General features: G+C 72.1%; 19 protein-coding genes. 8 read left to right on the plus strand and 11 right to left on the minus strand.

The window, feature by feature from the left end; translation table 11 throughout:
- Window positions 1-8 precede the first annotated feature (8 nt).
- From LP52_RS01160 to pdxH, 3 genes are all read right to left on the minus strand, one after another.
- Window positions 9-2,261: an ATP-binding SpoIIE family protein phosphatase gene (locus LP52_RS01160; protein WP_040269937.1), complete on the minus strand. Its 2,253-nt coding sequence runs from the start codon at window positions 2,259-2,261 to the stop codon at window positions 9-11.
- Window positions 2,262-2,458: 197 nt separating this feature from the next.
- Window positions 2,459-3,169, minus strand: coding sequence for a metal-dependent transcriptional regulator (locus tag LP52_RS01165; protein ID WP_040269939.1), 711 nt, complete (start codon window positions 3,167-3,169; stop codon window positions 2,459-2,461).
- Between the two features lie 315 nt (window positions 3,170-3,484).
- The gene (pdxH, locus tag LP52_RS01170; RefSeq protein WP_040269940.1) at window positions 3,485-4,150 is read right to left on the minus strand and encodes a pyridoxamine 5'-phosphate oxidase; all 666 of its coding nucleotides are present in this window, start codon (window positions 4,148-4,150) and stop codon (window positions 3,485-3,487) included.
- Between the two features lie 147 nt (window positions 4,151-4,297).
- Between pdxH and LP52_RS01175 the strand changes: the two genes are divergently transcribed.
- The gene (locus LP52_RS01175; RefSeq protein ID WP_040269942.1) at window positions 4,298-5,404 is read left to right on the plus strand and encodes a citrate synthase 2; all 1,107 of its coding nucleotides are present in this window, start codon (window positions 4,298-4,300) and stop codon (window positions 5,402-5,404) included.
- Between the two features lie 105 nt (window positions 5,405-5,509).
- Here the strand turns inward: LP52_RS01175 and LP52_RS01180 are convergent, their stop codons facing one another.
- Both LP52_RS01180 and LP52_RS01185 read right to left on the minus strand, forming a co-directional pair.
- Window positions 5,510-5,860, minus strand: a complete 351-nt coding sequence (locus tag LP52_RS01180) for a transcriptional regulator (RefSeq protein WP_238580677.1) — start codon at window positions 5,858-5,860, stop codon at window positions 5,510-5,512.
- Complete coding sequence (locus tag LP52_RS01185) at window positions 5,857-6,498, minus strand: hypothetical protein (protein WP_040269945.1); 642 nt, start codon at window positions 6,496-6,498, stop codon at window positions 5,857-5,859. The genes LP52_RS01180 and LP52_RS01185 overlap by 4 nt, the downstream gene beginning before the upstream one ends.
- 426 nt (window positions 6,499-6,924) lie before the next feature.
- Between LP52_RS01185 and LP52_RS01190 the strand changes: the two genes are divergently transcribed.
- The 4 genes from LP52_RS01190 to LP52_RS01205 all read left to right on the plus strand — a co-directional run bounded on the left by LP52_RS01190 (window position 6,925) and on the right by LP52_RS01205 (window position 11,369).
- A complete protein-coding gene (locus LP52_RS01190; protein ID WP_157036148.1) occupies window positions 6,925-7,857 on the plus strand; it encodes a hypothetical protein in 933 nt (310 codons plus the stop codon).
- Between the two features lie 256 nt (window positions 7,858-8,113).
- A complete protein-coding gene (gene serC / locus LP52_RS01195) occupies window positions 8,114-9,244 on the plus strand; it encodes a phosphoserine transaminase (protein ID WP_040269949.1) in 1,131 nt (376 codons plus the stop codon).
- Between the two features lie 182 nt (window positions 9,245-9,426).
- A complete protein-coding gene (locus tag LP52_RS01200; protein ID WP_040270045.1) occupies window positions 9,427-10,422 on the plus strand; it encodes a glycerophosphodiester phosphodiesterase family protein in 996 nt (331 codons plus the stop codon).
- Complete coding sequence (locus LP52_RS01205; protein ID WP_052809283.1) at window positions 10,419-11,369, plus strand: aminoglycoside phosphotransferase family protein; 951 nt, start codon at window positions 10,419-10,421, stop codon at window positions 11,367-11,369. The genes LP52_RS01200 and LP52_RS01205 overlap by 4 nt, the downstream gene beginning before the upstream one ends.
- Window positions 11,370-11,833: 464 nt before the next feature.
- Here the strand turns inward: LP52_RS01205 and LP52_RS01210 are convergent, their stop codons facing one another.
- Complete coding sequence (locus LP52_RS01210; protein WP_040269951.1) at window positions 11,834-12,910, minus strand: esterase-like activity of phytase family protein; 1,077 nt, start codon at window positions 12,908-12,910, stop codon at window positions 11,834-11,836.
- Between the two features lie 100 nt (window positions 12,911-13,010).
- Here LP52_RS01210 and LP52_RS01215 point away from each other — a divergent pair, with 100 nt between their 5' ends.
- The gene (locus LP52_RS01215) at window positions 13,011-13,736 is read left to right on the plus strand and encodes a 3-keto-5-aminohexanoate cleavage protein (protein WP_040269952.1); all 726 of its coding nucleotides are present in this window, start codon (window positions 13,011-13,013) and stop codon (window positions 13,734-13,736) included.
- Window positions 13,737-14,029: 293 nt separating this feature from the next.
- Here LP52_RS01215 and thpR read toward each other — a convergent pair whose 3' ends face one another.
- From thpR to LP52_RS01235, 4 genes are all read right to left on the minus strand, one after another.
- The gene (gene thpR, locus LP52_RS01220; protein WP_040269954.1) at window positions 14,030-14,653 is read right to left on the minus strand and encodes an RNA 2',3'-cyclic phosphodiesterase; all 624 of its coding nucleotides are present in this window, start codon (window positions 14,651-14,653) and stop codon (window positions 14,030-14,032) included.
- A gap of 142 nt (window positions 14,654-14,795) precedes the next feature.
- A complete protein-coding gene (locus tag LP52_RS01225; RefSeq protein ID WP_052809298.1) occupies window positions 14,796-16,070 on the minus strand; it encodes an MFS transporter in 1,275 nt (424 codons plus the stop codon).
- A 239-nt stretch (window positions 16,071-16,309) separates the two neighbouring features.
- A complete protein-coding gene (locus tag LP52_RS01230) occupies window positions 16,310-16,759 on the minus strand; it encodes a MarR family transcriptional regulator (RefSeq protein WP_052809284.1) in 450 nt (149 codons plus the stop codon).
- A 170-nt stretch (window positions 16,760-16,929) separates the two neighbouring features.
- The gene (locus LP52_RS01235; RefSeq protein WP_040269955.1) at window positions 16,930-18,429 is read right to left on the minus strand and encodes an NCS2 family permease; all 1,500 of its coding nucleotides are present in this window, start codon (window positions 18,427-18,429) and stop codon (window positions 16,930-16,932) included.
- 193 nt (window positions 18,430-18,622) lie between these two features.
- Between LP52_RS01235 and LP52_RS28825 the strand changes: the two genes are divergently transcribed.
- Together LP52_RS28825 and LP52_RS01245 are read left to right on the plus strand one after the other, a co-directional pair.
- Window positions 18,623-19,054, plus strand: a complete 432-nt coding sequence (locus tag LP52_RS28825; protein WP_084722779.1) for a DUF2530 domain-containing protein — start codon at window positions 18,623-18,625, stop codon at window positions 19,052-19,054.
- Window positions 19,055-19,189: 135 nt separating this feature from the next.
- Window positions 19,190-20,707: a DUF7059 domain-containing protein gene (locus tag LP52_RS01245; RefSeq protein ID WP_052809299.1), complete on the plus strand. Its 1,518-nt coding sequence runs from the start codon at window positions 19,190-19,192 to the stop codon at window positions 20,705-20,707.
- Window positions 20,708-20,823: 116 nt separating this feature from the next.
- Here the strand turns inward: LP52_RS01245 and LP52_RS01250 are convergent, their stop codons facing one another.
- Entirely contained in the window at window positions 20,824-23,940 is a 3,117-nt protein-coding gene (locus LP52_RS01250) for a sacsin N-terminal ATP-binding-like domain-containing protein (protein ID WP_040269957.1), read from the minus strand.
- Window positions 23,941-23,994 lie beyond the last annotated feature (54 nt).

A 23,994-nucleotide genomic window follows, 5' to 3' on the forward strand; every position in this document is an offset into this window, starting at 1 on the left:
CGGTCCGCCTACTCCGACTTCAGCGGGATCTCGAACCAGACCGCCTTGCCGTCGGGTGTGGGGCGCGAGCCCCAGCGCGCGGCGAGCTGGTCGACGAGGTAGAGTCCGCGGCCGCCCTCGTCGTCGGCGCCGGCGCTGCGGATGCGCGGCAGCCGCAGGTCGCGGTCGAAGACCTCGACCCACACCGAGGCCGCACCGCGCCGCAGCCGCAGCAGGAACTCGCTGGGCTGGGCGGACTCGGAGTCGTCCTCGGTCTCCTCCAGCAGGTCCGCCCAGTCCTCGTCGAAGTCCTCGCCCTCGCCGAAGTCGCCGCCCAGATCCAGGCCCGTGCCGGAGTCGCGCACCCCGTCGGTGGTGAACTCACGGCGCGCTGGGTGGGGCGTGGCGTGGATGACCACGTTGGTCACGATCTCCGAGACCAGCAGGCAGGCCAGCTCGGCCTGGTCGCGGTCCATGCCCCAGTTCTTGAACGTGCTGGAGGCCAGGTGGCGGGCGTCGCCCACGGTGGGCGCCTCGGCGATGAACCAGCCCTCCTCCATGGCGAGCTCGCCGGAGTGGGTACGCACCACCAGCAGCGCGGTGTCGTCGTCGATCTCGCCGGGGACCGCGTTGACCGCCGTCTGGGCGATCTGCTCCACGTCCTTGTCGGCGACCTCGCGCACGCGCCGACGCAGCTGCTCCAGCGAGCGCCGCACGTCGACGGTGCCGCCGATGGGGCGCCGGTCGACCAGGCCGTCGGTGTAGAGCAGCAGCGTGGCGCCGGCGGGCAGTTCGAGGTCGGCCTGGTGGTAGACGGCGTCGTCGTAGGGGGCTCCGCGCAGCTTGACGCCCAGCAGGGTGTCGGAGACCTCCAGCGACAGCTCGTCGACGCCGTCGTCGCAGATCAGCAGCGGTGCCTGGTGGCCGGCGTTGGCGTAGGAGAGCCGCCGCGACCACGCGTCGTAGACCATGTACAGGCAGCTGACGCTCGGTACCCAGGTGCCGCCGGAGTCGTCGGGACGACCGAGGCGGCGCACCCATTCGTCCAGTTCGCGCAGGATGTCGGCGGGCTCGCGGTCGGCCTGGGCGAACGCGCGCAGCGCGGCGCGGAGCTGGCCCATGACGGCCGCGGCGTGGGGACCGCGCCCTTCGACGTCGCCGATGACGATGCCCACGCGCCCGGCCGAAAGCGGGATGACGTCGTAGAAGTCACCGCCGACCTGGGTCTGGATGCCGTGGCCGTGCGCCTCCAACGGCTTGGCCGGAACGTAGCGGTGGGCGATGGACAACCCGTCGAACGGAGGGAACGAGCGGGGCAGGAGGCTGTGCTGGAAGGCCAGCGCGGTACTGCGCTCCTCCTCGAACAGGCGCGCGTTGTCGATGGCCAGGGCTACGCGCGAGGAGAGGGCGCCGACGAGGTCGCGGTCGAAGGCGCCGTAGCGGGTCTTCTGCCGCGGGGAGATCCGGGACAGAGCGAGCGTGAGCACGCCCAGGAGTTCACCGCGGGCGCGCAGGGGCGCTGCGATCGCCGAAGTCACCCCCACCTGCTCGGCAACGCGGGCCGAGCGCCTGTCGTCGTGGCCTGCGGCGCCGGCGTAATCGCCGACGAGCACGGTCTCCATGCGCCGCATCGCGGTGTAGACGAAGTGGCGGTCGGGGTAGGTGACCTCGTCGCCGACGTCGAACCAGGTGCCCGGCGGCGGGGTCCAGCCCTCGGCGTGCACGGAGATGCGGCGGACGAGCCGGTCGTGGTCGAAGAGGTCGATGAAGCAGTGGTCGGCGAACTGCGGAACGAGGATCTCGGCGACGGCCTTCATCGTGGAGTCGAACTCCAACGAGCCCGCCAGGCGGCTGCCGACCCGCTCCAGGATGCCGTAGAGGTCCTCGACGCGGCCGCTGCGCAGCGCCTCGCCGGCGAAGACCATGAACCCCTCGACCGCGCCGGAGTCGTCCTTCATCGGCACGGCGTTGACGCGAACGTGCAGCCAGCCGGCTTCGGGGCGCCTGATGGCGAAGGTGCCGTCCCAGGTGTCGCCTTGCAGCGCGCGCCGCGAAAGCTGGTTGGCGCGCTCGAGATCGGACTCCTGGATGCCCAGGTCCGCCAGTGTGACACCGCCCGGTTCGACGTCCTCGGGCAGCCCGAACAGCTCGCGCGCGAAGGGGTTGATGTAACGCAGACGACTGGCGCGGTCGGACACGAGGACGGCGATCTGCGCCTGCTCGAAGACCGCGTCCCCGGTGAGGGCGTCGTCGTCGTAGAAGGCTTCCCCCCGTCGGTTCATTCAGCCGCCACCTTGACCTCGCCGGCCGCGGTCACGATGCCGCGCCGTACGGTCCGCTCTGCCCCGGCGCGGTCGATCCGATCGCGCCGGTGACCGCGCGCCATGGGCCGAGCATAGCCCCACTGCCACGGTATCTGCAGTGCAACGTGACATTTCGGCCCCTGCGCCCACGCGTGCGCGCAGAGTGGGGGGCGTGTTCAGGGCTTGGTGACGAAAATATGGCTGGCGATCTGCCGGGACAGTTCGCTGGGCTCGCCATCCTTGCCGCTACCACCAATCACCTGTACGCCGTTGTCGGTCTCGACGAGGGTAACTTCCTGCTCCGGTTGTACCCCGGCACGCTTGAGATCGAGCATGATCTCGGTATCGCTCTGCAACTGCTCGCTGATGCGCCGTACCTTCACCCGGGTCTCGGCCCCGTTGGCGACGTCGAGCATCGGCACGATGGACTCGCCGGAGAAGGGCTCGGCCGCGTAGTCGGCCAGTCCCAGCTCCTCCAGGGCGGGGATGGGGTTGCCGTGCGGGCACACCGAGGGGGCGTTGAGCAGCCGCACCAGGCGCTCCTCGACCGCCTCGGAGATGACGTGCTCCCAGCGGCAGGCCTCGACGTGGACGTCCTCCCACGGCAGGCCGATGACGTCGACGAGCAGGCGCTCGGCCAGGCGGTGCTTGCGCATCACGAGGGTGGCGAGCCGATTGCCCTCGTCGGTCATCGCGAGGTGGCGATCGTTTTCGACGCGCAGCAGGCCGTCGCGCTCCATGCGGGCGACGGTCTGGCTGACCGTGGGACCGCTCTGCTGGAGGCGCTCGGCGATGCGCGCCCGCAGGGGCACGATGCCTTCCTCCTCCAGCTCGAAGATCGTGCGGAGGTACATCTCCGTAGTGTCGATAAGCCCGTGTGCGGTCAAGGCTCCCCTCCCCTCATGGGCCGTCGAGAGTCGACGACGGCAGACTCTCAACACAGACCGGCCGCACGGGATTCCGGTTGCCCTCCCGGACCCCTGCCCGGACGGGAAACCGACCGCTGCGCCCTGGCCGCGGGAGCGGCCACCGATTGCCCACCATCATACCCCGGCAAGAGACAACCCACTTCGCCGCAATGTGCCCAATACCACACACCCGCACGCAGCCGGAACGCCGCGGGCACGGAGTCGGCGAGCGGCCGCCGCGCCCGCGGGCACACCCCTGAGGGGCCCGCGCCGGCCTGTGCTCGTCGGGTCAGCTTACGGCGCCAACCGGTCCAGCTCCCAAACGCCCTCGGCGGGCGTACCGGCGGTCAGCAGGTAGCGGAACCGGTCGTGCATGCGGTCGGCCCGGCCCTGCCAGAACTCGACCTCCTCGGCCAGAACACGGTAGCCGCCCCAGTAGGAGGGCCGCGGGATCTCCTCGCCGCCCGGCCACACACCGGCGAACTCGGCGTAGAGCGCGTCCAACTCGGCGCGGTCGGCCACCCGGGTCGACTGGCGCTCGCTGGCCCACGCGCCGAGCTGCGAACCCCGGGGACGGGAGTGGAAGTAGGCGTCGTTCTCGGCGTCGGTGAGCCGCTCGGCACGGCCCGAGACCTGCACTTGGCGGCGGATCCCGTGCCAGGGGAACACCAGCGCGAGCCGGGACTCCTCGGATAGCGCCCGGCCTTTGCGGGAACCGTAATTGGTGAAGAAGCGCAGGCCGGAACGGTCGTACCCTTTGAGGAGGACGGTCCGCGCCCGAGGTGCTCCGTTCGGCTCCACCGTGGCCACGACCATGGCGTTGGGTTCGGCCAGACCGGACGTGTGCGCCTGTGTGAACCACGTGTGAAACTGCTCCATAGGGTGGGGCGCCATATCGGCCCTCCGCAGCGGCGGACCGTCGTAGGGCTGCCGCAACTCCGCCGGATCGCAGTCGTTCACAGTGGAGCATCCTCACACGTCTTGTGGGGTAGGCGCCAGCTGCACAACCGCCCGGCCAATGACACCTCGCGTGCCACCGAGACCTGACCGAACGGCCCGCCGGACGCACGCGCACGAGCGGGTCGCGACAACACGGAGGAAGCCGGTATGTCGGACTTCAAACCCGGGCTCGAAGGAGTCGTGGCGTTCGAGACCGAGATCGCCGAACCCGACAAGGAGGGCGGCGCCCTTCGCTACCGCGGTGTCGACATCGAGGACCTGGTGGGCAAGACGGCCTTCGGACGCGTCTGGGGGCTGCTGGTCGACGACAGCTTCTACCCCGGGCTCCCGTTCGCCGAGCCGGTCGCCCAGGTCGTGCGCAGCGGCGACATCCGCGTCGACGTCCAGAGCTCGCTGGCGTCGCTGGCACCGCTGTGGGACTTCAAGCCGCTTCTGGACATCGACGACGACCAGGCCCGCGACGACGTCGCCAGGGCCGCTTCGGCCACGCTGTCGCTCATCGCCCAGTCGGCCCGCGGCGACCTGCCCGAGGTGCCCCGCGCCCGCATCGAGGAGGGTTCCTCCGTCGTCGAGCGGTTCATGATCCAGCTGCGCGGCGAACCCGACCCGCGCCACATCAAGGCCGTCGACGCCTACTGGACCTCCGCCGCCGAGCACGGCATGAACGCCTCGACTTTCACCGCGCGCGTCATCGCCTCCACCGGCGCCGACGTCGCCGCCGCCCTGTCGGGTGCCGTGGGCGCGATGTCCGGGCCGCTGCACGGCGGCGCGCCGGCGCGCGTACTGCACATGCTCGACGAGACCGAGCGCATCGGCGACGCGCGGACCTATGTCGCCCGTGCTCTGGACGAGGGCGAGCGCCTGATGGGCTTCGGCCACCGCGTCTACCGCGCCGAGGACCCCCGCGCCCGGGTGCTGCGCCGAACCGCCAAGGAACTCGACGCGCCCCGGTACGAGGTCGCCGAGGCCCTGGAGAACGCCGCGCTGGAGGAGCTGCACGCGCGCAAGCCCGACCGGGTTCTGGCCACCAACGTCGAGTACTGGGCCGCAGTCGTGCTGGACTTCGCCGACATCCCGACCGAGATGTTCACGTCGATGTTCACCTGCGCCCGCACCGCCGGGTGGGCCGCCCACATCCTGGAGCAGAAGCGCACCGGACGCCTGGTGCGCCCCAGCGCCGAGTACACCGGCCCGACGTCCCGCAGCATCGACGACGTCCCGGGCGCCCAGGACGCGCTGAAACAGGGCGTGTAGGCGGGCACACGCCGACAGCCGGGTACCGGTCGCCGCATGGCCGCGGGGGCGTCCCGCCCCAGCGGCGGCGCCGGGAGACGTCGGCGCAACGCGCCCCACCGGTGCTCACAGCTCAGTGTGGTCGGCCGGCTCGTCCGGCGCGTCGGCGAGTGCGCGGAGGCCGTCGAGGTGCTTCCAGTGCTCGGCGGCGGCGGCACGACCGGCGCCGGTGAGCTCGACCCAGGTGCGCGCGCGGCGGCCCGCTCCGGTCTTGGTGATCGCGACGTAGCCGGCCTGCTCCAATTTGTTGAGGTGGCTGGACAGGTTGCCCTTGGTCAGCCCGGAGAGATTCTGCAGAAACACGAAGTCGGCCCCGCTCACCGATTGCAGCACGGTGGTGATCAGCAGGCGCGCCGGTTCGTGGATGACGCGGTCGAGGCCGTTGGCGGCCTCGTGGGCGCCGGATTCGCTCATCATCGCGCCCCTCGGGCGTCACGCATGGTGCGCACCAGGAGTCGGTGATCCAGCGCCCCGCCCACCAGCAAGGCCGCGCCGAAGGCCCACATGAGGCTGGGCGCGGCGAGGTCGGGGCTGTTCAGCGGATGGCCCCCGCCGGTCCACAGCCCCACGGGCGCCAGCGCGATCACGGCCACGAGGGCGCAGATCGCGCACCAGTGGCGGACCAGTGCCAGGTCTCGCCAGCGGCCCCGCACCACCACCGGGATCCAGCTCATCACCGACATCGTGACCGCCACCTGCAGGCCGGTCAGCCACACCGCGATCTGCCCGCTTTGCGCCAGCACGTACCGCCCTGCGAGACCCAAGGCGACGAACACCGCCACGGCCACGACGACCACCAGGGTCGTGGCGACCACGTCATCGGTGCGCACCCGGCCGAATTTGCGCTCGTAGTAGCGGCTGATCGGAATCCCGGCGAGCAGCGCGAGCACCAGGAAGGGCAAGGCGAGCATCGAGCTCTCACCGTCGAGGTTCAGCGCGCCCACGACGAGCAGGGCGACGCCCATGGGCAGGGGAATCAGGCCGCGCAGGTGGTTGAAGTTGGCGGCCACGGCGGCCGCCCGCTGCATACGGGCCGTTTCGGACTCAGGAGACATCAGTCCTCCACTAAAGGTTTGCACAGCAAACTCAACACACTCGGAGGCTACGCCGACCTCATAAGGTTTGCAAGACAGACCTTTGTTGCCCGACCGGAGCCCCGCATCCGACCGTCAGCGCCCACGGAGCCTGCTCGCCCCACGGCGGCACACACGGCTGCACGGCCCTTCGCAGAGGCGCCCGACGGCGCTGCCGCCGCGCGCGGCTTGCATCCCCCGGGCGGGCGTCTCGGCCGGAGACACGAGAAGAAGCGGAAGCGGGGAATCGGCTGATCTCCCCGAAAACCGCATTCATCGGACAGGACCGACTCCGGTCTGATATTTCACGTCAGCCCTTGATTCGCCCTGCCCGAAATCCGGAATCGGGAATCGCGATCCGATCCCGCGATTGCAGACCCTGCAGCGTAATCCGCTAGCGTCCGCGTCATGCCCGGAATAGACCACGAATTGCAGGTACTCCTCCTGCAGAACCGGCCGGACACCCCAGCGGAGATTCTCCGCACGGCGTTCGGAATGGAGATCCCCGCCTACGACCGCGCCGAGACGGGGTGCGCGGACCTCACCTCGTTCTCCCTCAAAGAGACCAAAGCGGATCAGGTGAGCGTCCTCTTCGGCGCCGACGGCCGGCGCCTCATGGCCATCATCAGCGAGGTCCAGGCGAAGCCGGACGACGAGAAGGCCTACACCTGGCCGCTCTACACCTCGATCGTCCGTGAGAGGCTGCGCTGCCCGGTGCACCTTCTCGCGCTGTGCCCCGACCGGCGGACCGCGGAATGGGCGCGAAAGCCCATCGGCGAGCGATCAGGAAGCTTGGCATTCCAGGCATCCGGATTGGGGCCGGACAATATGCCGGTAATCGCCGACCCCGCCCGGGCGCAGCAACTGCCCGAGCTATCGGTATTGTCGACCGTGCTGCACGTCAATCACGCCGAAAACCCCGCCGTCCTGGATGCGGTCCAGGCGGCACTGGATGTGCTTCCCGAAAAACGCAGGGAAGACTACTATGACTACATCTGGTGGAAGCTCAACGAACCCGCTCGGCAACTATGGGAGACGATGATGCAGGCCGAGAAGTACGAGTGGCAGGGTACGTACCGGCGCAAGATCGAGGAGAACGAAGCCCGAGGATTCGCTCGGGGCGTCGCTCGGGGCGTCGCCCAGGGCATCGCCCAGGGCATCGCCCAAGGCGTCGCCGAGGCTAAGGCCGAGGACATCCTGCGGCTCCTGGACTCCCACGGCGTCGACCTCAGTGACGGCCAGCGCGAGACCATCAAGACCTGCACCGACATCGACCGGCTCGACACCTGGTTCGACCGCGCGCTCAAGGCCACCACCGCGCGCGACGTATTCACACCCTGAGCGGCGGACCTCCAGGGTTCGGCTCGAGGACCGAGGGGGACGATGAACGCCCAGCAGTACGAATGACAGGGCGCCCACCGGCGCAAGATCGATGACGTCCGGGCCGAGGCACAGGCCGGAGCCCGGGCCGGGCCTAGCGGGCAACCCATAGCGGGCGACCTCACCGCGCCCCGGCGAGCCCCGACCGCCGCTCTCGCTGCGGAAACACCGCTAACCCGCCCCCCTTGCCTGCGGTGCGACTTCGCCAGCCACTACCCTGGCGCAGGTGACCGACATTCAGATTCCCGCGAACCTGCTGCCCAGCGACGGCCGCTTCGGCTGCGGTCCGTCGAAGGTCCGACCCGAGCAACTCTCCTCCCTCGCGTCGTCCGGCTCCGGCTACATGGGGACCTCGCACCGGCAGAAGCCGGTCAAGTCCTTGGTGGCGCGGGTGCGGTCCGGTCTGGCGCAGCTCTTCGACCTGCCCGACGGATACGAGGTGGTCGTCGGCAACGGCGGCACCACCGCCTTCTGGGACACCGCCGCCCACGCGCTGCTGCGCCGCAAGTCCCAGCACCTGTCCTTCGGCGAGTTCTCCTCGAAGTTCGTCAAGGTGGCCAAGGGCGCGCCGTGGCTCGACGAGCCGAGCGTCATCAGCACGGACCCCGGAACGCACGGCGAGCCCGCGGCCGAGGACGGCGTGGACGCCTACGCGCTGACCCACAACGAGACCTCCACCGGTGTCGCCATGCCCATCCGGCGGGTGCCCGGAGCGGCGGAAGACTCGCTGGTACTCGTCGACGCCACCAGCGGAGCCGGCGGCCTTCCGGTGGACATCTCCGAGACCGACGTCTACTACTTCGCGCCGCAGAAGTGCTTCGCCTCCGACGGCGGACTGTGGATCGCCATCATGTCCCCGAAGGCGCTGGCCCGTGTCGACGAGATCGCCCAGAGCGGCCGCTACATCCCCGAGTTCTTCTCGCTGACCACCGCGGTCGACAACTCCCGCAAGGACCAGACCTACAACACGCCCGCCGTGGCCACGCTGATGCTGCTCGCCGACCAGATCGAGTGGATGAACGCGCAGGGCGGCATGGACTGGACGGTCGGCCGCACCGCGGAGTCCTCGTCGATCCTGTACTCCTGGGCCGAGAAGACCGATTACGCCAGCCCGTTCGTCGCCGAGCCGGCGCAGCGGTCGCAGGTCGTAGGCACGATCGACTTCGCCGACAGCATCGACGCCGCCGCTGTGGCCTCGACCCTGCGCGCCAACGGCATCGTCGACACGGAGCCCTACCGCAAGCTGGGGCGCAACCAACTGCGCATCGGCATGTTCCCGGCGGTCGAGCCCGCCGACGTGCGCACGCTCACGGAGTGCATCGAGTACGTGGTGGGCAAGCTGTCCTAAGGACCCCGCCCCGGCCCCCGCCGATCCCTGCTCGCGCCCGTCGGGCGGCGAGGTGACCGGTTCGCGCGGCCGGGCGCGGCACGGTACACATGATGGCCTGCACGGACACGCTGTCCGGGCAGGCCATCACTTGCGAGCGGGTGTCCCGCGCCGATGCGGGCATCCAGGGACGGAAAGCGGCTGTGCGCAGAAACAAGCAGGAGCCCGAACTCAAGATCGTCTCCCACCGGGGCGCGTCGGGGCACCGCCCCGAGCACACGCTGGCCTCGTATGAGCTGGGGGCGCGTTTCGGCGGCGACTTCATGGAGATCGACCTGGTCGCTACGGCCGACGGGACGCTGGTGGCCCGCCACGAGCCCGAGATCGGCGATACGACGGATGTGGCCGAGCGTCCGGAGTTCGCCGACCGACACGCCACCCGCACGATCGACGGGCGCGAGTACACGGGGTGGTTCGTCCACGACTTCACGTTGGACGAGATCAAGACGCTGCGCGCCACCGAGCGCATCCCCGACGTCCGCCCCGACAACGCCTCCCACGACGGCGACTACGAGATCCCCACGCTGCAGGAGATCGTCGACCTTGCGGGGCGGATGACCAAGGAGCTGGGCCGGCGCGTGGGGATCTACCCCGAGACCAAGCACCCCGCATACCACACCGGCCTGGGCCTGGACCTGGAGCCGCCGCTGCTGGCGGCGCTGCTGGACAACGGGCTCACCGGGCCCGAGCCCGAGCTGCCGGTGTTCCTGCAGTCCTTCGAGAGCGAGAGTCTGCGCAGGCTCGTGGACGCGGGGCTGCCGCGCGTGTTCCTGATGGGCACGGAGGAGCACTGGAAGCCGTATCTGACCCCCGAAGGGCTGGCCGGGGTCGCGGAGTTCGCCGAGGCCGTCGGGCCGGCGAAGGACCTGGTGATCCCGCGCGACGAGGACGACACCCTGAGCGAGCCCACCTCGCTGGTCGAGGACGCGCACGCGGCGGGCCTGGTCGTGCACCCCTGGACGTTCCGCAGCGAGAACCGCTTCCTGCCCGCGGACCTGCGCAGCGGCGGCGCCCCCGACGACTTCGGCGGGTTCGCGGCCGAGTACGAGGCCTTCTTCGCCGCCGGAGTCGACGGTGTGTTCACCGACCACTCGCGGCACGCGTTCCTGGCCCGGGAAATCTACCTGGAAGGCGAGTGAGCACGGTTTCGGAGAAGACCGCGGCTCCCGCGCCGCTGCCCAGGAGCGTTGCGCGCAACGTCGATGCCCTGGACGGCGGCAGGGAGTGGCTGGAGTCGCTGCCGGGCACGCTCGCCGACTTGCAGGACGGCTGGGACCTGCACCTGGGACGCACGTTCACGGGCGGAACCTGCTCGTGGGTCGGTGCGGCCCGTACCGCGGACGACGAGCACGCCGTGCTCAAAGTGTCCTTCCCGCACCGCGAGGCCCGAGGCGAGGCGGAGGCGCTGCGCTTCTGGGACGGTGCGGGCGCGATCCGGCTGCTGCGCTCCAACGCTGACGGCTTCGGGCTGCTGCTGGAGGCCTGCGAACCCGGCGCCGCGCTGCGGGACGCGGCGGGTGAGCCCGAGGACCTGCTCACCGCAGGGCTGGAGGTGCTCGCGCAGCTGTGGAGCAAGCGGCCGGACCCCGGCCTGGGACTGGAGCCGCTCCAGACGGTCGCCGACGACTGGGCCGGACTGGTGGCCGAACGCTGGCCCCGCCTGCGCCCCGAAGCCGACCCGCACCTGGTGCGCACCGCGATCGGCCTCCTGGAGTCGCTGCCCCGCACAGCCGAGCGCAGCGTGGTCCTGCACGGCGACATCAACCCGGGCAACATCCTCGCCGCCCAGCGCTCCCCGTGGCTGGCCATCGACCCCAAGCCCATGGTGGGCGACCCCGGCTACGACCTGTGGCCGCTGATCATGCAGCTCGACTCCCCGATGCGCCTGATCGAGCCGGGCCCGACACTGCGCCGCCGCTTCGGACTGGCCGCCGACATCCTCAGCGAGCCCGCCGACCGCCTCATGGCCTGGTCGACGGCCCGCGCGGTCGAATCGGCCTTCGACCGCTACAACATCGGCGCGTACAAGGCAGGCGACGCGGAACTCGCCCAGGCGACGGCGCTGGCGGACGCGGCCGGGTTGTAACGGCGGAAGCGCCCCCCGAGGGCAGGCGAGGGGCCGGGAGACGGCGCCCCGGGCCGAAGGGCGGGGCGGAGGGCCGAGTGCGGACAGCCGTGTGGAGCGCCGCAGCCGCTTGTGGGTTTCGGATCATGAGACAGGCTGAATCCGGCATTCCATGCACGATTTCCACACAAGCGACATAGCTGTTGAGCTGCGCAAACATACCCCAGAACATAGTTATCCACAGGATTCGCGAAAACCTGTGGACAATACCGCCAGGGCCTGTGGACAACGCGCGGCGCCGGAGGGCCGGAAACGCGGGCATCAGGCCCCGGAAGACGGTTGCGGCGAGACGATCACCGTTGCCGCGAGCAGACGGCTGAGCGCCCGGCGGCCGGCGGCCGACGACGGATTCCGCCGAGCGTATCCGCAGAGGCACTCGCGCCGCGGCGATCCCGCACTGCTCGCCCTTCTCCCCTCGGCTCTGCTCAGCCGCGGCGGGCCAAGAGGGTGATGGCGGCGATCAGTACCGCGGCCAGGCCCGCGCCGGTCCAGATCAAGGTGGCGGCTCCGGTGCCCGCGGGATCGTCCTCGTCGGAGCCCGAGGCCGCGCCTCCGCCGTCCTCGGCGTCCCCTCCGGCCTCCTCGGAGGCGTCCTGCCCGTCCTCCCCGTCCGCACCGGGAACGTCCAGCGGCACGCTCCACACCGGGCTGCCCGGTCCTTCGGTCCCCGCGAGGAGAGCGCTCCCGTCGTGGGAGAAGGCCAGCGACTCTCCCTGGTCGGACTCCGGCAGGGACACGCGGTCGACGACGCGGCCGCGCACGCCTTCCGAGGCGTCGTAGACGCTCGCCGACCAGTAGGTGCGCACGGCGTAGTGGGCCCCGTCCGGGGAGAAGGCGGCGTCGGTGGCATACAGCGGGGCGGAGTCCACCCGTGTGAGGGTGTTGGCGCCCTCCGCGTCCAGCCGCTCCGGCGCCGCGTAGACGCCCCCGGCCACCTCCTTGCTGATGACGTAGAGGCGGCCGCTATCGGGGTCGACCATCATCGCCTCGGAGTCGCGCCCGCCGTCCTCGTAAGTGAAGGTGAACGTGGTCGCCCGGATCGTCTGGTCGGTGAGGTCGCGCGGTTCGGGCAGGCGGTAGACGCGGATGTTCGGCCAACCGCCCTGGAAATTGTCGCCGATGTCGCCGACGTAGACCGCGGGCTCGCCGTCCTCGCCGGGGCCGACCGAGATCGCCTCCCAGTCGCGGACCTCGACCCCCTCGCCGACCAGACTCACCGTCGCCAGGGTGCGGCCCTGATCGTCGACGGCGTAGATCTCGGGGCCGTAGCCGCCGCTGTCGTTGTGCGTCCAGTAGACGCCGTCGTGCCGACTGGAGGCGGCAAGGCCGCTGGACTCCTGGATCCGCTCATCGGTGATCCGGAACAGCGGGTCGGCGGCCTCGGGGGCGCCGCCGCTCTGCGAGGGCGCTGGGGCCGGGCCGTCGGCTGCGGCCGGCACCGCCGGTGTCGCGTGCAGCGCCGCGAGCGCGAGCGAGACCGCGAGCACGGCGCTTCTCCTCATGACGGCAATCCTGTCATTCTCAGCGTGCCCGCGTGGCTTGCGACCCTCGCCTTCTGGGCATGCTCCGCATACAGACGCGCTTGAGCGGAAGGATGACCGTATGCGGATCGTCGCCTGCCTCAACGGGGACCGGCGCCCCGGGGCGCATCCCGCGCTGCCCGTTTCACACGAGCAGGTCGTCGCCGACGCACGTGCGGCGGTGGACGCCGGAGCCGACGAGATACACGTGCATCCGCGCGACGGTGCGGGCGCGGAGTCGCTGGAGCCGCAGGCGGTCGCGCCGCTGCTGAAGCTGCTGCGCGCCGAGCTGCCCGACGTGCCCGTCAGCGTCACCACCGCGCTGTCGGCCGAACCCGATCCCGTGCGGCGCTACGACCTGGTGCAGCGTTGGAGCGCCCTGCCCGACGCGGCGACGGTGAACCTGCACGAGCCCGGATCGATCGAGGTCGCCCGCCTGCTGATCGACCGCAGGGTCGGCGTCGAGGCCGGAGTGTGGACGGTTGAGGCCGCGCGCATCCTGGTCGCCTCCGGTCTGGCGGAGGACTTCGTCCGAGTGCTGGTGGAGCCGATGCAGGCCGCCACCGAGGAAGCGCTGGCCAACGCCTCGTCCATCGACGCCGTCCTCGACCGGGCCGGGATGGAGCTGCCGCGGCTTCTGCACGGCCGCGACCGTACCGCCTGGCCGGTGCTGGAGACGGCCGTGGCCGCGGGCCGCGACGTGCGCATCGGCCTGGAGGACACGCTGCGCGACCCGGACGAGAACGCGGCCGAGGGCAACGCCGCATTGGTGCAACTGGCCACCACACGCACCTCGGCGGCCGCCTAGCTCCGTCGGGCGCGCGCTGCGGCGACACCGGCCTCAGCTGAGCAGCGCGCCGATGACGACGATCAGCACGATGGCCCCGAGCACCGTCGGCAGCAGCCAGCGCTGCTTCCGGTTGTTGGTGAGCATGCTCATGGTCGTCCGGCCTTACTCGCGTCCTGCGGGCGCGGGGTCGCCGCGTCCGGATGTGGGTGTGCCGTGCTCCCGGCCTCCGCCGCGGACGGCGCCGCCCGGTGCCCGCGGCCCTTCGCACTCCGGCGCACGGCTTTCGGGCGGTTCGGGCGCTCGGGGCGGTTTCAGCCTAATGCCCAGGTGGCCAGGGTCTCGTACCGGGGCCGCCGCGGGTGGTGGCTGCGGACCAGGTGGATCTGTCCGATGGTCCAAAAGGGCGTGGCCAGGGCGCTGAGGCCGTACCGCAGCGCCGTCATGTCGGTGGGCGGCCGACTGGCGGCCAGGGTCAGATGCGGCACGAACGCGCGCCGGTCGCCCTTGATACCGGATTTCCGGGCGACTTTGCGCAGCCCGTCGGCCAGCAGTGTCACGCCGTCGACGTCGCCCTCCAGCCCGGCCCACAGCACGGTCGCGTGCTCGGTGTCGCCCGGGAAGGTGCCGCCGCCGCGCACGGCCACCTCAGGGCGCTCGTGCCGGGCGGCCTCGGCGGCGAGCCTGCGTTCCACCTGCGGCACGTCGTCCTCGGGCACCTCGCCCAGGAACAGCAGCGTGAAGTGCCATTCCTCGGGATCGCGCCAGCGCAGCCCCTGCCCCAGGCGCGGCCGCGCACCGGGATCGGCGGCCCGGTCGGCCGTGTCGAGCGCGCGGCCGGCGACGTAGAGCCGGTCGGCCGCGCTGAGCGCGCTCGCCACGCGCCCCACCTCGTCCAGGACCTCCTGCGGCGGGTATACCGCGACGAACAGCCTCATACACCACCCCGCATCGTCGTCCTCCCGATGATCGCGAGCCGCAGCATGCCAGCGGGCGCAGCCGCGCGGTAGGGGCTTTCGCGCACGAACACCGCCGCCGCCCGCACGTACGCCCGCCCGCGGGAGCCGGGCGGCGCCGCGGTCACCCGCTTCCGCCGGTTCCGCCGGCGCGCGCAGGCAAGGCCGAAACCCGCACGAACGGGCGCCGCGGCGAGGGCCGCACCCGCACCCGCAGACTGCGCGCCAGCAGGACGGACACCACGGCGACCACAAGCACGCTCACCGCACCGCCCACTCCCAGACTGGCACGCGGACCGAACGCGTCGGCCAGGAATCCGACGATCGGGGCGCCGATCGGGGATACGCCGAGGAAGACGAGCATGTAGATGCTCATCACCCGCCCGCGCATCTGCGGCTCCACGCTGAGCTGGAACGTGGCGTTCAGCGAGGTGGTGAAGGTCATGAACGCCACGCCCATGACCACCAGGGCGGCCACGAACCAGCCGTAGCTCGGCGCCGCCGCCGAGACGCCTTGCAGCACGCCGAACGCCAGCGCACCGCTGAGTACAAGGCGCAATCGGGGCCGCTCCCGGCGCGCGGCGATCAGCGCCCCGGCGAGCGCGCCCACGGCCAGCGCGGCGGCGGCCGTGCCGAATGCGGCGGCGCCCGTCTCGAAGACGTTGTTGGCCATCAGCGCGATCTGGTTCTGCACGTTGGCGCCGAACATCTGCACGAAGATCGTCATCACCAGCAGCAGCACCAGATCGGGGCGGGACAGCACGTAGCGCACGCCCTCCATGGTCTGGCCCTTGGTGCGCGGCGCCCGCTCGGTGACGTCGAGTTCGCCGGGCCGCATCAGCCACAGGCCGCCCAGCACGGCCAGGAAGGACGCGGCGTTGATCAGGAAGACGGGGCCGCTGCCGATGGCCGCGATCAACAGTCCGGCGATAGCGGGGCCGGCGACCCTGCCGAACTGGAAGCTGGCGCTGTTCAGCGCGACGGCGTTGGGCAGGTCGCGGTCGCCGACCATCTCCACGACGAAGGTCTGGCGCGCGGGGTTGTCGACCACGGTCACCAGACCCAGCGCGAAGGCGAAGACATAGACGTGCCACACCTGGGCGGCCCCGAGGGTCGCGAGCACGCCCAGCCCCGCGGCGAGGACGCCCATGGCGGCCTGGGTGGCGATCAGCAGGCCGCGCTTGGGGAGCCGGTCGACCAGCGTGCCGCCCCACAGCCCGAACAGCAGCATGGGCAGGAACTGCAGCGCGGTGGCCAGGCCCAGCGCGACACCGCTGCCGCCGCTGAGCTGGAGCACAAGCCAGTCCTGGGCGACGCGCTGCATCCAGGTGCCGCTGTTGGAGACCACCTGCCCGGCGGCGAAGAGCCGGTAGTTGCGGATGGCCAGCGAGCGGAACATCGCGCTGCCGGGCGGGGACCGCCGCCGCGGCGGCTCGGCCCGGTCCCCGCCGCCGTCCGCGGAGCCTTCCCCAGGCCCTCCGGCGGAGCCGCCGGGCGCGGGCTCCGCTTCCTCCTCGGAGCCGGACGCGGCCGGTCGATCGGACTCGCTCATGTCCTGTCGCGGCGCGCAGCCGGTGTCGCCCGCGTCGCTCCCCCATCGGTCCTCGGTGCGGCCGTGCGCCGCCGGATCGGGCGGTCCTAGGACTCGGCCAGCCGGTCCAGGATCTCCGCCGCGCGGCGCAGCGTGTCCTTCTCCTCGGGTGTCAGCTCCTTGAGGCGCTGCGCCAGCCACGCCTCGCGGCGGCGCTGATCGGCCCGCACCAGGTTCCGGCCCTCCTCGGTGATGCTCACCAGCTGCCGGCGCTGGTCCTCCGGGTGCTTGATGCGCCGCACCAGCCCCCGTTCCTCCAGCGTCGCCACGATCCGGGTCATCGACGGCGGCTGCACCTTCTCGCGCTCCGCGAGCTCCCCCGGTGTCATCTCCCCGTGGCGGGCCAGGGTGAAAAGCGCCGCCCCCTGGCCGAGCGACACCGACGCGTCGGGCCGCTGCGCCCGCAGCCTCCGGGCCAACCTGCCCACGGTTACACGCAGCACCGACGCCAGCCCGGCGTCGGTCCTGATCTGACGCGACAGCGGAGACTTCTCCATTAGCGGAACTCATTACTTTTGCTAACAAAATCGAGCCTCGGGGTGATTCCCCGGACATCCGGGAAACCGCACCCGACCGGTCCGCGGGCGCAGCCGCGAACGCGATCCGGCGGATGCGCCGGCGGCGGCTGCGGCCCCCGGTGCCCGCAGCCTAGCCGGACGTCAGCGGGTCACAGACCCAGCAGCTGCTCGATCGGGCCCAGTGCGAAGTACACCGCGAAGGCGACGGCGACGACCCACAGCAGAGGGTGGATCTCGCGGATGCGACCCTGGACGATCTTGATGATCGTGTAGCTGATGAACCCGACACCGATCCCGTTGGCGATCGAGTAGGTGAACGGCATCATCACGATGGTCAGGAAGGCCGGGATCCCGATCGCGTAGTCGGAGAAGGGGATCTTGGTTACCTGGGTGACCATCATGAAGCCGACGATGATCAGTACCGGCGTGGCCGCCTCGAACGGCACCAGCTGCACCAGCGGCGAGAACAGCGTCGCCACCAGGAACAGCGCGCCGGTGACCACGGGCGCGATGCCGGTGCGCGCACCCTCGCCCACACCCGCCGCGGACTCGGCGAAGACCGTGTTGACCGAGGCGGGAGCGAGACCGCCGCCGATGGTGCCCAGCGAGTCGACGATCAGGACCTCGCGGGCGCGCGGCACGTTGCCCTTCTCGTCCAGCAGGCCCGCCTGCCCGGCGACGCCCACCATGGTCCCCATCGTGTCGAAGAAGTCGGCCAGCAGCAGCGTGAAGATCAGCAGGATGACCGTGATCGTCCCGGCGTTGGCGAAGCTGCCGAACAGATTGAACTGCCCGATCAGGCTGAAGTCGGGCAGGGAGACGACGTCGCCGAACGAGGTGGGCAGCGACGGAACCGTCAGCGACCAGCCCTCGGGGTTCACCTTGCCCTCGCCGTCGTCCATGGGCCCGATGCGCGCGAACGTCTCGATGACGATCGCCACGACGGTGGCCACGATGATCCCCAACAGCATCGCGCCGCGCACGTGGTTCACGATCAGCGCGATGGTCAGGACCAGGCCGATGACGAACACCAGGACGGGCCAGCCCGACAGCGACCCGCCGTCACCCAACTGCACCGGGACCGTGGAGTCGGCGGCATCGGGGACGCGGCGGACGAAGCCCGCGTTGACGAATCCCACCAGCGCCAGGAACATGCCCACGCCCACCGCGATGGCGCTCTTCAGCTCGGGCGGGATGGCCCGGAACACCGCAGTGCGGAACCCCGTCAGCACGAGCACCAGCAGGATGACGCCTTCGAGGATGAGCACACCCATCGCGTCGGCCCAGGTCATCTGCGGTGCCAAGGAGTAGGCGACGAGGACGTTGAGCCCCATGCCCGCCGCCAGCGCGAACGGGTAGCGGCTGACGACGCCCATCAGGATGGTGATGACGCCGCCGACGAGCGCCGTGGTGGCCGCCACCTGGGTGGTGCCGAGAGTCTCGCCGTTCATGTCTTCGGCGGTGCCGATGATGAGCGGGTTGAGAACGATGATGTAGGCCATGGCGAAGAACGTGGCCAGGCCGCCGCGGATCTCCCGGGGGAACGTGGACCCGCGCTCGCGGACGTGGAAGTAGCGGTCGAGGCGGGCGGCTAGGCCGCTCTGGCGCTCGGCGTGCCGGTCCTCATCGGGCTGTGGCGTTGCATTCACTCGTTTGACCTTGGCAGACGGGGATTAAGGGACGAGGTCAGACTAATTGCAGCTTCACACGAATCGACAAGCGGCCGTGCACCCCGCGCTGGTGGGATCCTACGAACGGCCGCAGGCGGCCCCGCGCTGCGGGCCCGTGGCACGTCAGAGCGCGCCGAAGGGCGGCCGGACACCCATCGACTAACCTGAAACCGTGCGCCGTCCCCGCAAGCCCGACCCCGAGGTCATGGAGAGCGACTACCGCGTCCCCACGGCCCTGGGCACGGCTGCCTGGACCGCGGCCCTGATCGCACTCGTCGCCATGGGTGACGGCCTCGCCGAACAGGACCGCTGGTGGCGCTGGGTGTGCCTGACCGGAGCCGCCCTGGGCGCGTTCGGCTTCCTCTACATCCCCCGCCACCTGCGCAGGAATCCCGAGTCCGAGGCGCGCCGGGCCGCCGACGCGCCGGGCGCGATCGCTCCCCGCGACACCCGGCGCCAGGAGACCGCCGCGGCCGAAGAGGGCCGCGACGACGCGGGCGGGAAGCCTGCCGGTGAGGCGTCCGCCGCCCGCGCGCCGGACGGCCGGCCGGGCGGCGGACCCGACGGCGATCCGGGCGGCGATCCGGGCGGCGACCGCCGGTGACCCGCAGCCCTGCGGTCCGCCGGCGCCGGGGCGGGCGCCCGGCCGAAGCCCTCGGCGCAGGTGCGGCGCGGCGACCACGGCCGCCGCACCTGCACGATCACCGCATCAGGGCGCGCCCCGCTGCCGCGAACGCACATGTCACGGGCAGCGCTCCCCGATAATGGGCGCGTGTCTGATTCGTTTCGCCCTTTTCCGCACGCGCTCGCCGACCGGCTCCGCAAGACGCTGCTCGACGCCGACTACACCGTCTCCGGCGTGCGCGACCGGCTCGGCGACATGGCTTCGCGTGCGCTGGCCCGCGAGCAGCTGACCCCCGCCCTGCGCGCCACGGGCGGCGAGGAGCGGCTCGGGGTGCTGCTGCGCCTGTGGTGGCTGCAGGAGCCGATCGCCGAGGGTGCCGCACGCGCCGTGCTGCCGATCGACGACCTCGCCGACGCCGGCCTGGTCTCCGTCGGCGAGGGCAGCGTCCGCGCGCGGGTGCATCTGGCGCCCTGGGAAATGGAGGAGGGCCGCCCGGGCTTCGTCGTCTCCGACCCCACTGTGCGCCCCGGGCAGGGCACGCCGCGCCCCGACCACGTCGTCGGCGCGGGCGGGGCGTCGGCGAGCCTGTCCCAGCTGCTGGTCCGCGGCCCCTTCGAACGCGCCCTCGACGTCGGCACCGGCTGCGGTGTGCAGGGGCTGCACCTGGCCTCGCGGGCCGCGGAGGTGGTGGCCACCGACGTCAATCCGCGAGCACTGCACCTGGCCGAGATCACTTGGGCGCTGTCGGACGTGCCCCACGTGCGGCCCCGGCAGGGGTCGCTCTACGAGCCGGTCGCCGACGAGCGCTACGACCTGATCGCGTGCAACCCGCCGTTCGTGATCACTCCCGACGCCCGCTACACCTACCGGGAGTCCGGCCTGGCCGGAGACGCCGTCTGCGCCGAACTGGTCCGGCGGGCGCCGGGCCACCTCACCGACGGCGGCTGGTGCCAGATCCTGGCCAACTGGCTGCACGTGGAGGGTGAGGACTGGCGCGACCGCGTCGGCGAGTGGGTTGCGGGCACCGGCTGCTCCGGGTGGGTGGTCCAGCGTGACGTGCAGGACCCCGCCGAGTACGTCGAGCTGTGGCTGCGTGATTCCTGCGAGGTGGGAAGCCCCGAGTACACCCGGCGCTACGACGCGTGGCTGGACTACTTCGAGCGGGAAGCCGTCCAGGGCATCGGATTCGGGTGGATCAGCCTGCGCAACGACGTCGCCCAGGACGCGGCGGTGCGCGTCGAGGAGTTCCGCCACGAGATCGAGCAGCCGGTGGGGCGCTACCTGCCGGAGATCGTCGACGGTGCCATGACCGCCAACCGGCTGACCGACGCGGCGCTGCTGTCGGCGCACGTGGCGCTGGCGCCCGAGGTGGTCGAGGAGCGCATCGCGGTGCCCGGCGCTCCCGACCCCGAGCGCATCCTGCTGCGCCAGCGCAGCGGCCTGCGGCGGGTCTCCCAGGTCGGCACGATCGAGGCCGCGTTGGCCAGTGTGTGCGACGGAACCATGCCGGTGGGTCCGCTGCTGGACGCGATCGCCGAGCTCACCGACCGCGACCCCGGCGAGATCCGCGCCCGCACCCCCGACGTGCTGCGCTCCCTGATCGCCGAGGGCTTCTTCCGGGTGGCGCGGTAGCCGTATCGAGGTCCCGGGCGGCCCGCCGGGGCGTTCGCGCGGAATCCGGTGCTCCAGGGGTGCCCGGCTCCCGGTCGAGGCGGGCGGACCGGTCGCCGCCGGCCCGCCCCCCGTGCTCAGTCCAGGTCGGCCTCGGCCAGCAGGACCGGCAGGGCCTTGGGGTCGCGCAGGACCGCGGCGATCAGGTGGCGGGACTCCCAGCGGTCGGCGAGCCAGCACAGCGTGCGGGCCAGGCCGTCGGTGGTCGAGGCGTGGCCGGTCTGGCCGTCGCAGAACCACTCCACGGCGGTGCCGTCCACGATCAACTCCTCGTGGTGGACGTAGGTGAGCAGCGCGCCGGGCAGGAACGCGGCGACCTCGTCGGGCACCGGCAGCACCTCGCCCGTGGACTGGACCTCCCCCTCGATCTCCTCGCCGGCCAGCGCCAGGTCCAGCACGTCGGCCAGTGCGGCCGCCGAGTGCGCCGGGGCCAGCACGGCCGGGTGCCCGCCCAGCAGCGGCAGCAGGTCGGGACTGTCGACCACGACCGCGTCCTCGGGATCGGCCAGCACGATCGCGCCGCCGTGGACGGCGCGGACCCGTTCGGGCGGGGCGACGCGATCGGCGTCGACCTCGGCCAGCGCGATCCACAGTTCGCGCAGCGCCCGGCGGTCGACGTGGCGCCGCGAATCGGCCATGCGCTCCAGCAGATCGTCGGGGCCGTCGGTCTCGGCCAGCAGGTCGGCCAGGCGGGAGCGTACCCCCAGCGCGGCCGCCAGCGCGTCGTCGAGCCCGCCCGGCGCGGGGTCGTAGAGTCCGGCCAGCACGGCGTCGGCGTCGGCGGTGCGCAGGTCGGTGGGGCGCCGCCCGTCGAGGACGGCGCCGGTGCGCAGCCACCAGGCGGTGTAGGAGGGCACGTCGACGACCTGCCCGCGCTCGCCCAGCACGCGCGCCGGCGCGGTGACGGTCTCGCGCAGCCGCTGCCCCGACAGCAGCTCCAAGGCTCGGGGCCAGCGGTCCTCGCGGACGAACTCGAGGTCGGCGACCGCGGTGAACTCGGTGACGACGGGCGGCAGGTCGGGGTCGCCCATCCGCTCGGCGACCTCCTCGGCCCATTCGTCCAGGCCGTCGAGCCCTTCCAGCCGGGTTCCGCTGCGCGCCTCCTCCAGGGCGGCGCCCAGGGTGAGGTCGGTGGTACGCACCAGCGTGAACGAGTCGAGCACGCCGACCGCGGCGAGGGCGGGCTCGCCGTAGCGCTCGACGAGGTCGGCGGCGACGACTCCGAACGGGGCGTCGTCGACGAAGATCTCGCGCAGCGGGCTGGTGGGCAGGAGCAGCTCTCCGGCCACGGAGTAGCCGCCCTCGTCGTCGCGCAGCGCCAGCTCGGCCAGCCACGGCGCGTCGTCCACCGTGGTCTCCGCCAGGGTCACCAGGTCCAGGACCGGGCCCGAGACGGTCTCGGGGGCGTCGGCGTCCAGCGAGTTCTCCACCGCCGCGCGGGTCTGGGCGTCGGCCAGGACCGCAGAAGACCCTGCCTCGACGGCGCCCAGCCGCTCCAGCAGCGGGTCGGCGGCCTCGGGGTGCACGATGCGCAGTCCCAGCGGGGCCAGCTGAGCGGCCTCGGCGGCGCCGAAGCTGTCAGCGGCGGGCAGGAGCAGCCCCCGCGGGCCGCGCACCAGTCGGCCGTCGGCCAGCGGCACCGGCAGCGCGCCGAGTTCACCGAGGTCGACGCCGTTCTGCCCGGCCGCGCGCAGGGCGGCGTAGAGCCGCGTCCACCAGGCGGGCTCGCGGTCGAGATCGCCGAGCAGGTCGGCCAGCTCGGCCAGGCCCAGCCGGCGCACCCGCAGCTGGGCCAGCGCCGGGTGGTAGGGGTTCAGATCGCCCGGCAAAGCCGTGGCGACCACCTCGGAGAGCACGGAGACGACCTCGGGCCCGCCGTCGAGCACGACCGCGTCGCGCGGGCGCACCGGGTCGCCGCCGAAGGTGCGCAGGAACGGGGTGTCCGGCAGCGTCTTGGCGGTGGCGGAGCGGAAGCGGCCGTCGAACTCGCCGCTGCCCATCGGCGACTGGGGCACGAGTTCCAGTGCGGCGCGGGCGTCGAGGCGGCAGAGCAGGTCGCAGTAGGCCTCGGCGGCCTCGGCGACGAGCGCCTCGGCTGCCGGGCCGGCGGCGACGCGGCGGCGGTCGGGGCCCAGCGGAAAGGCGCCGATGAGCAGTGCCGGCAGCGCGAGGGTGTCGTCGGTGGGGGTGGGCGCGTGCACCACCGCGGCGACGTCTTCGGGCAGCCGCGCGACGCCGCCCTCGGGGGTGACGGGCACGGCCCAGGTCAGCGTCCAGTCCAGGCGGCCGCGCTCCTCGCTGGGCCGGTCGGCCAGCACGGCGGGGTCGAATCTGCCGGTGCGTGAGACGGTGCGCCAGCGCACCGTGTGGGCGTCGGAGGCGCGGTCCTCGGGGGCCTCCTGCGCGGCCTCTCCGGCCGCATGCGGCGCCCGGTGCTCGACACGGGTGAGGACGTCCCCGCCGGGGCCGGGCTCTCGGGTGAGGATCCGCTCACCGGCGTCGGTGCACACCCGGATCTCGGCGAGGTCCTCAAGCGCCAGCAGCAGGGCCGGGGTGGTGGCCTCCAGCAGCTCCCGGAGCCGGTCGGCCGCCTCGGCGTCGCGCAGCACGAGGCCGACTTCGGTGTCGTAGCCCGCCGCGGGCTCGGCGTCGGCGGCGAACGGCAACCGCAGCAGCGGCAGGTGGCCGCCGCGCCGCGCCGACTCCTCGGCGAGCCCGGGGGCGCGCCCGTCGGCGGTCGCCGCCTCAAGCTCGGAGCGGGCGAGGTCGCGGCTCCAGCGCACTGCGCCCGTCGCGGAAGCCGCGGTGATGTCGTCGCTGAAGGCGGCTACGGCGGAGAAGCCCACGCCGAAGCGGCCCGTGGATCCGGGGGCGCCCTCGTCGCGTTTGGCCGAGGCGCGCAGAGTGGACAGCGATTCCACCCCCGCGGCCGTCAGGGGCGCTCCGGTGTTGGCTGCGCTGAAGCTGCGGCCGCGCAGTTCCAGGCGCAGCCGCCCGGGTGTGCCCGCGCGCCGCGCCGCGTCGGCGGCGTTCTGCGCCAGTTCGACGACGGCGCGGTCGCGGTAGGCGCCGAGCGCGTAGTCCTCCTCGGCGTTGGCGTCCTCGCGGAACCGGGCGGGGGCGTCGGCCCAGCCGTCGAGGACACGCCGCCGCTGCTCGGCGGTGCCGAACGGGTCGGTGTGTGACAGGGCCATGGGAGCTCCTCCCGCATCGGTGCTGAACTACCGTACGCGAACCGCGGCACGATT

This window comes from Streptomonospora alba, from assembly GCF_000826685.1.
GTDB lineage: Bacteria > Actinomycetota > Actinomycetes > Streptosporangiales > Streptosporangiaceae > Streptomonospora > Streptomonospora alba.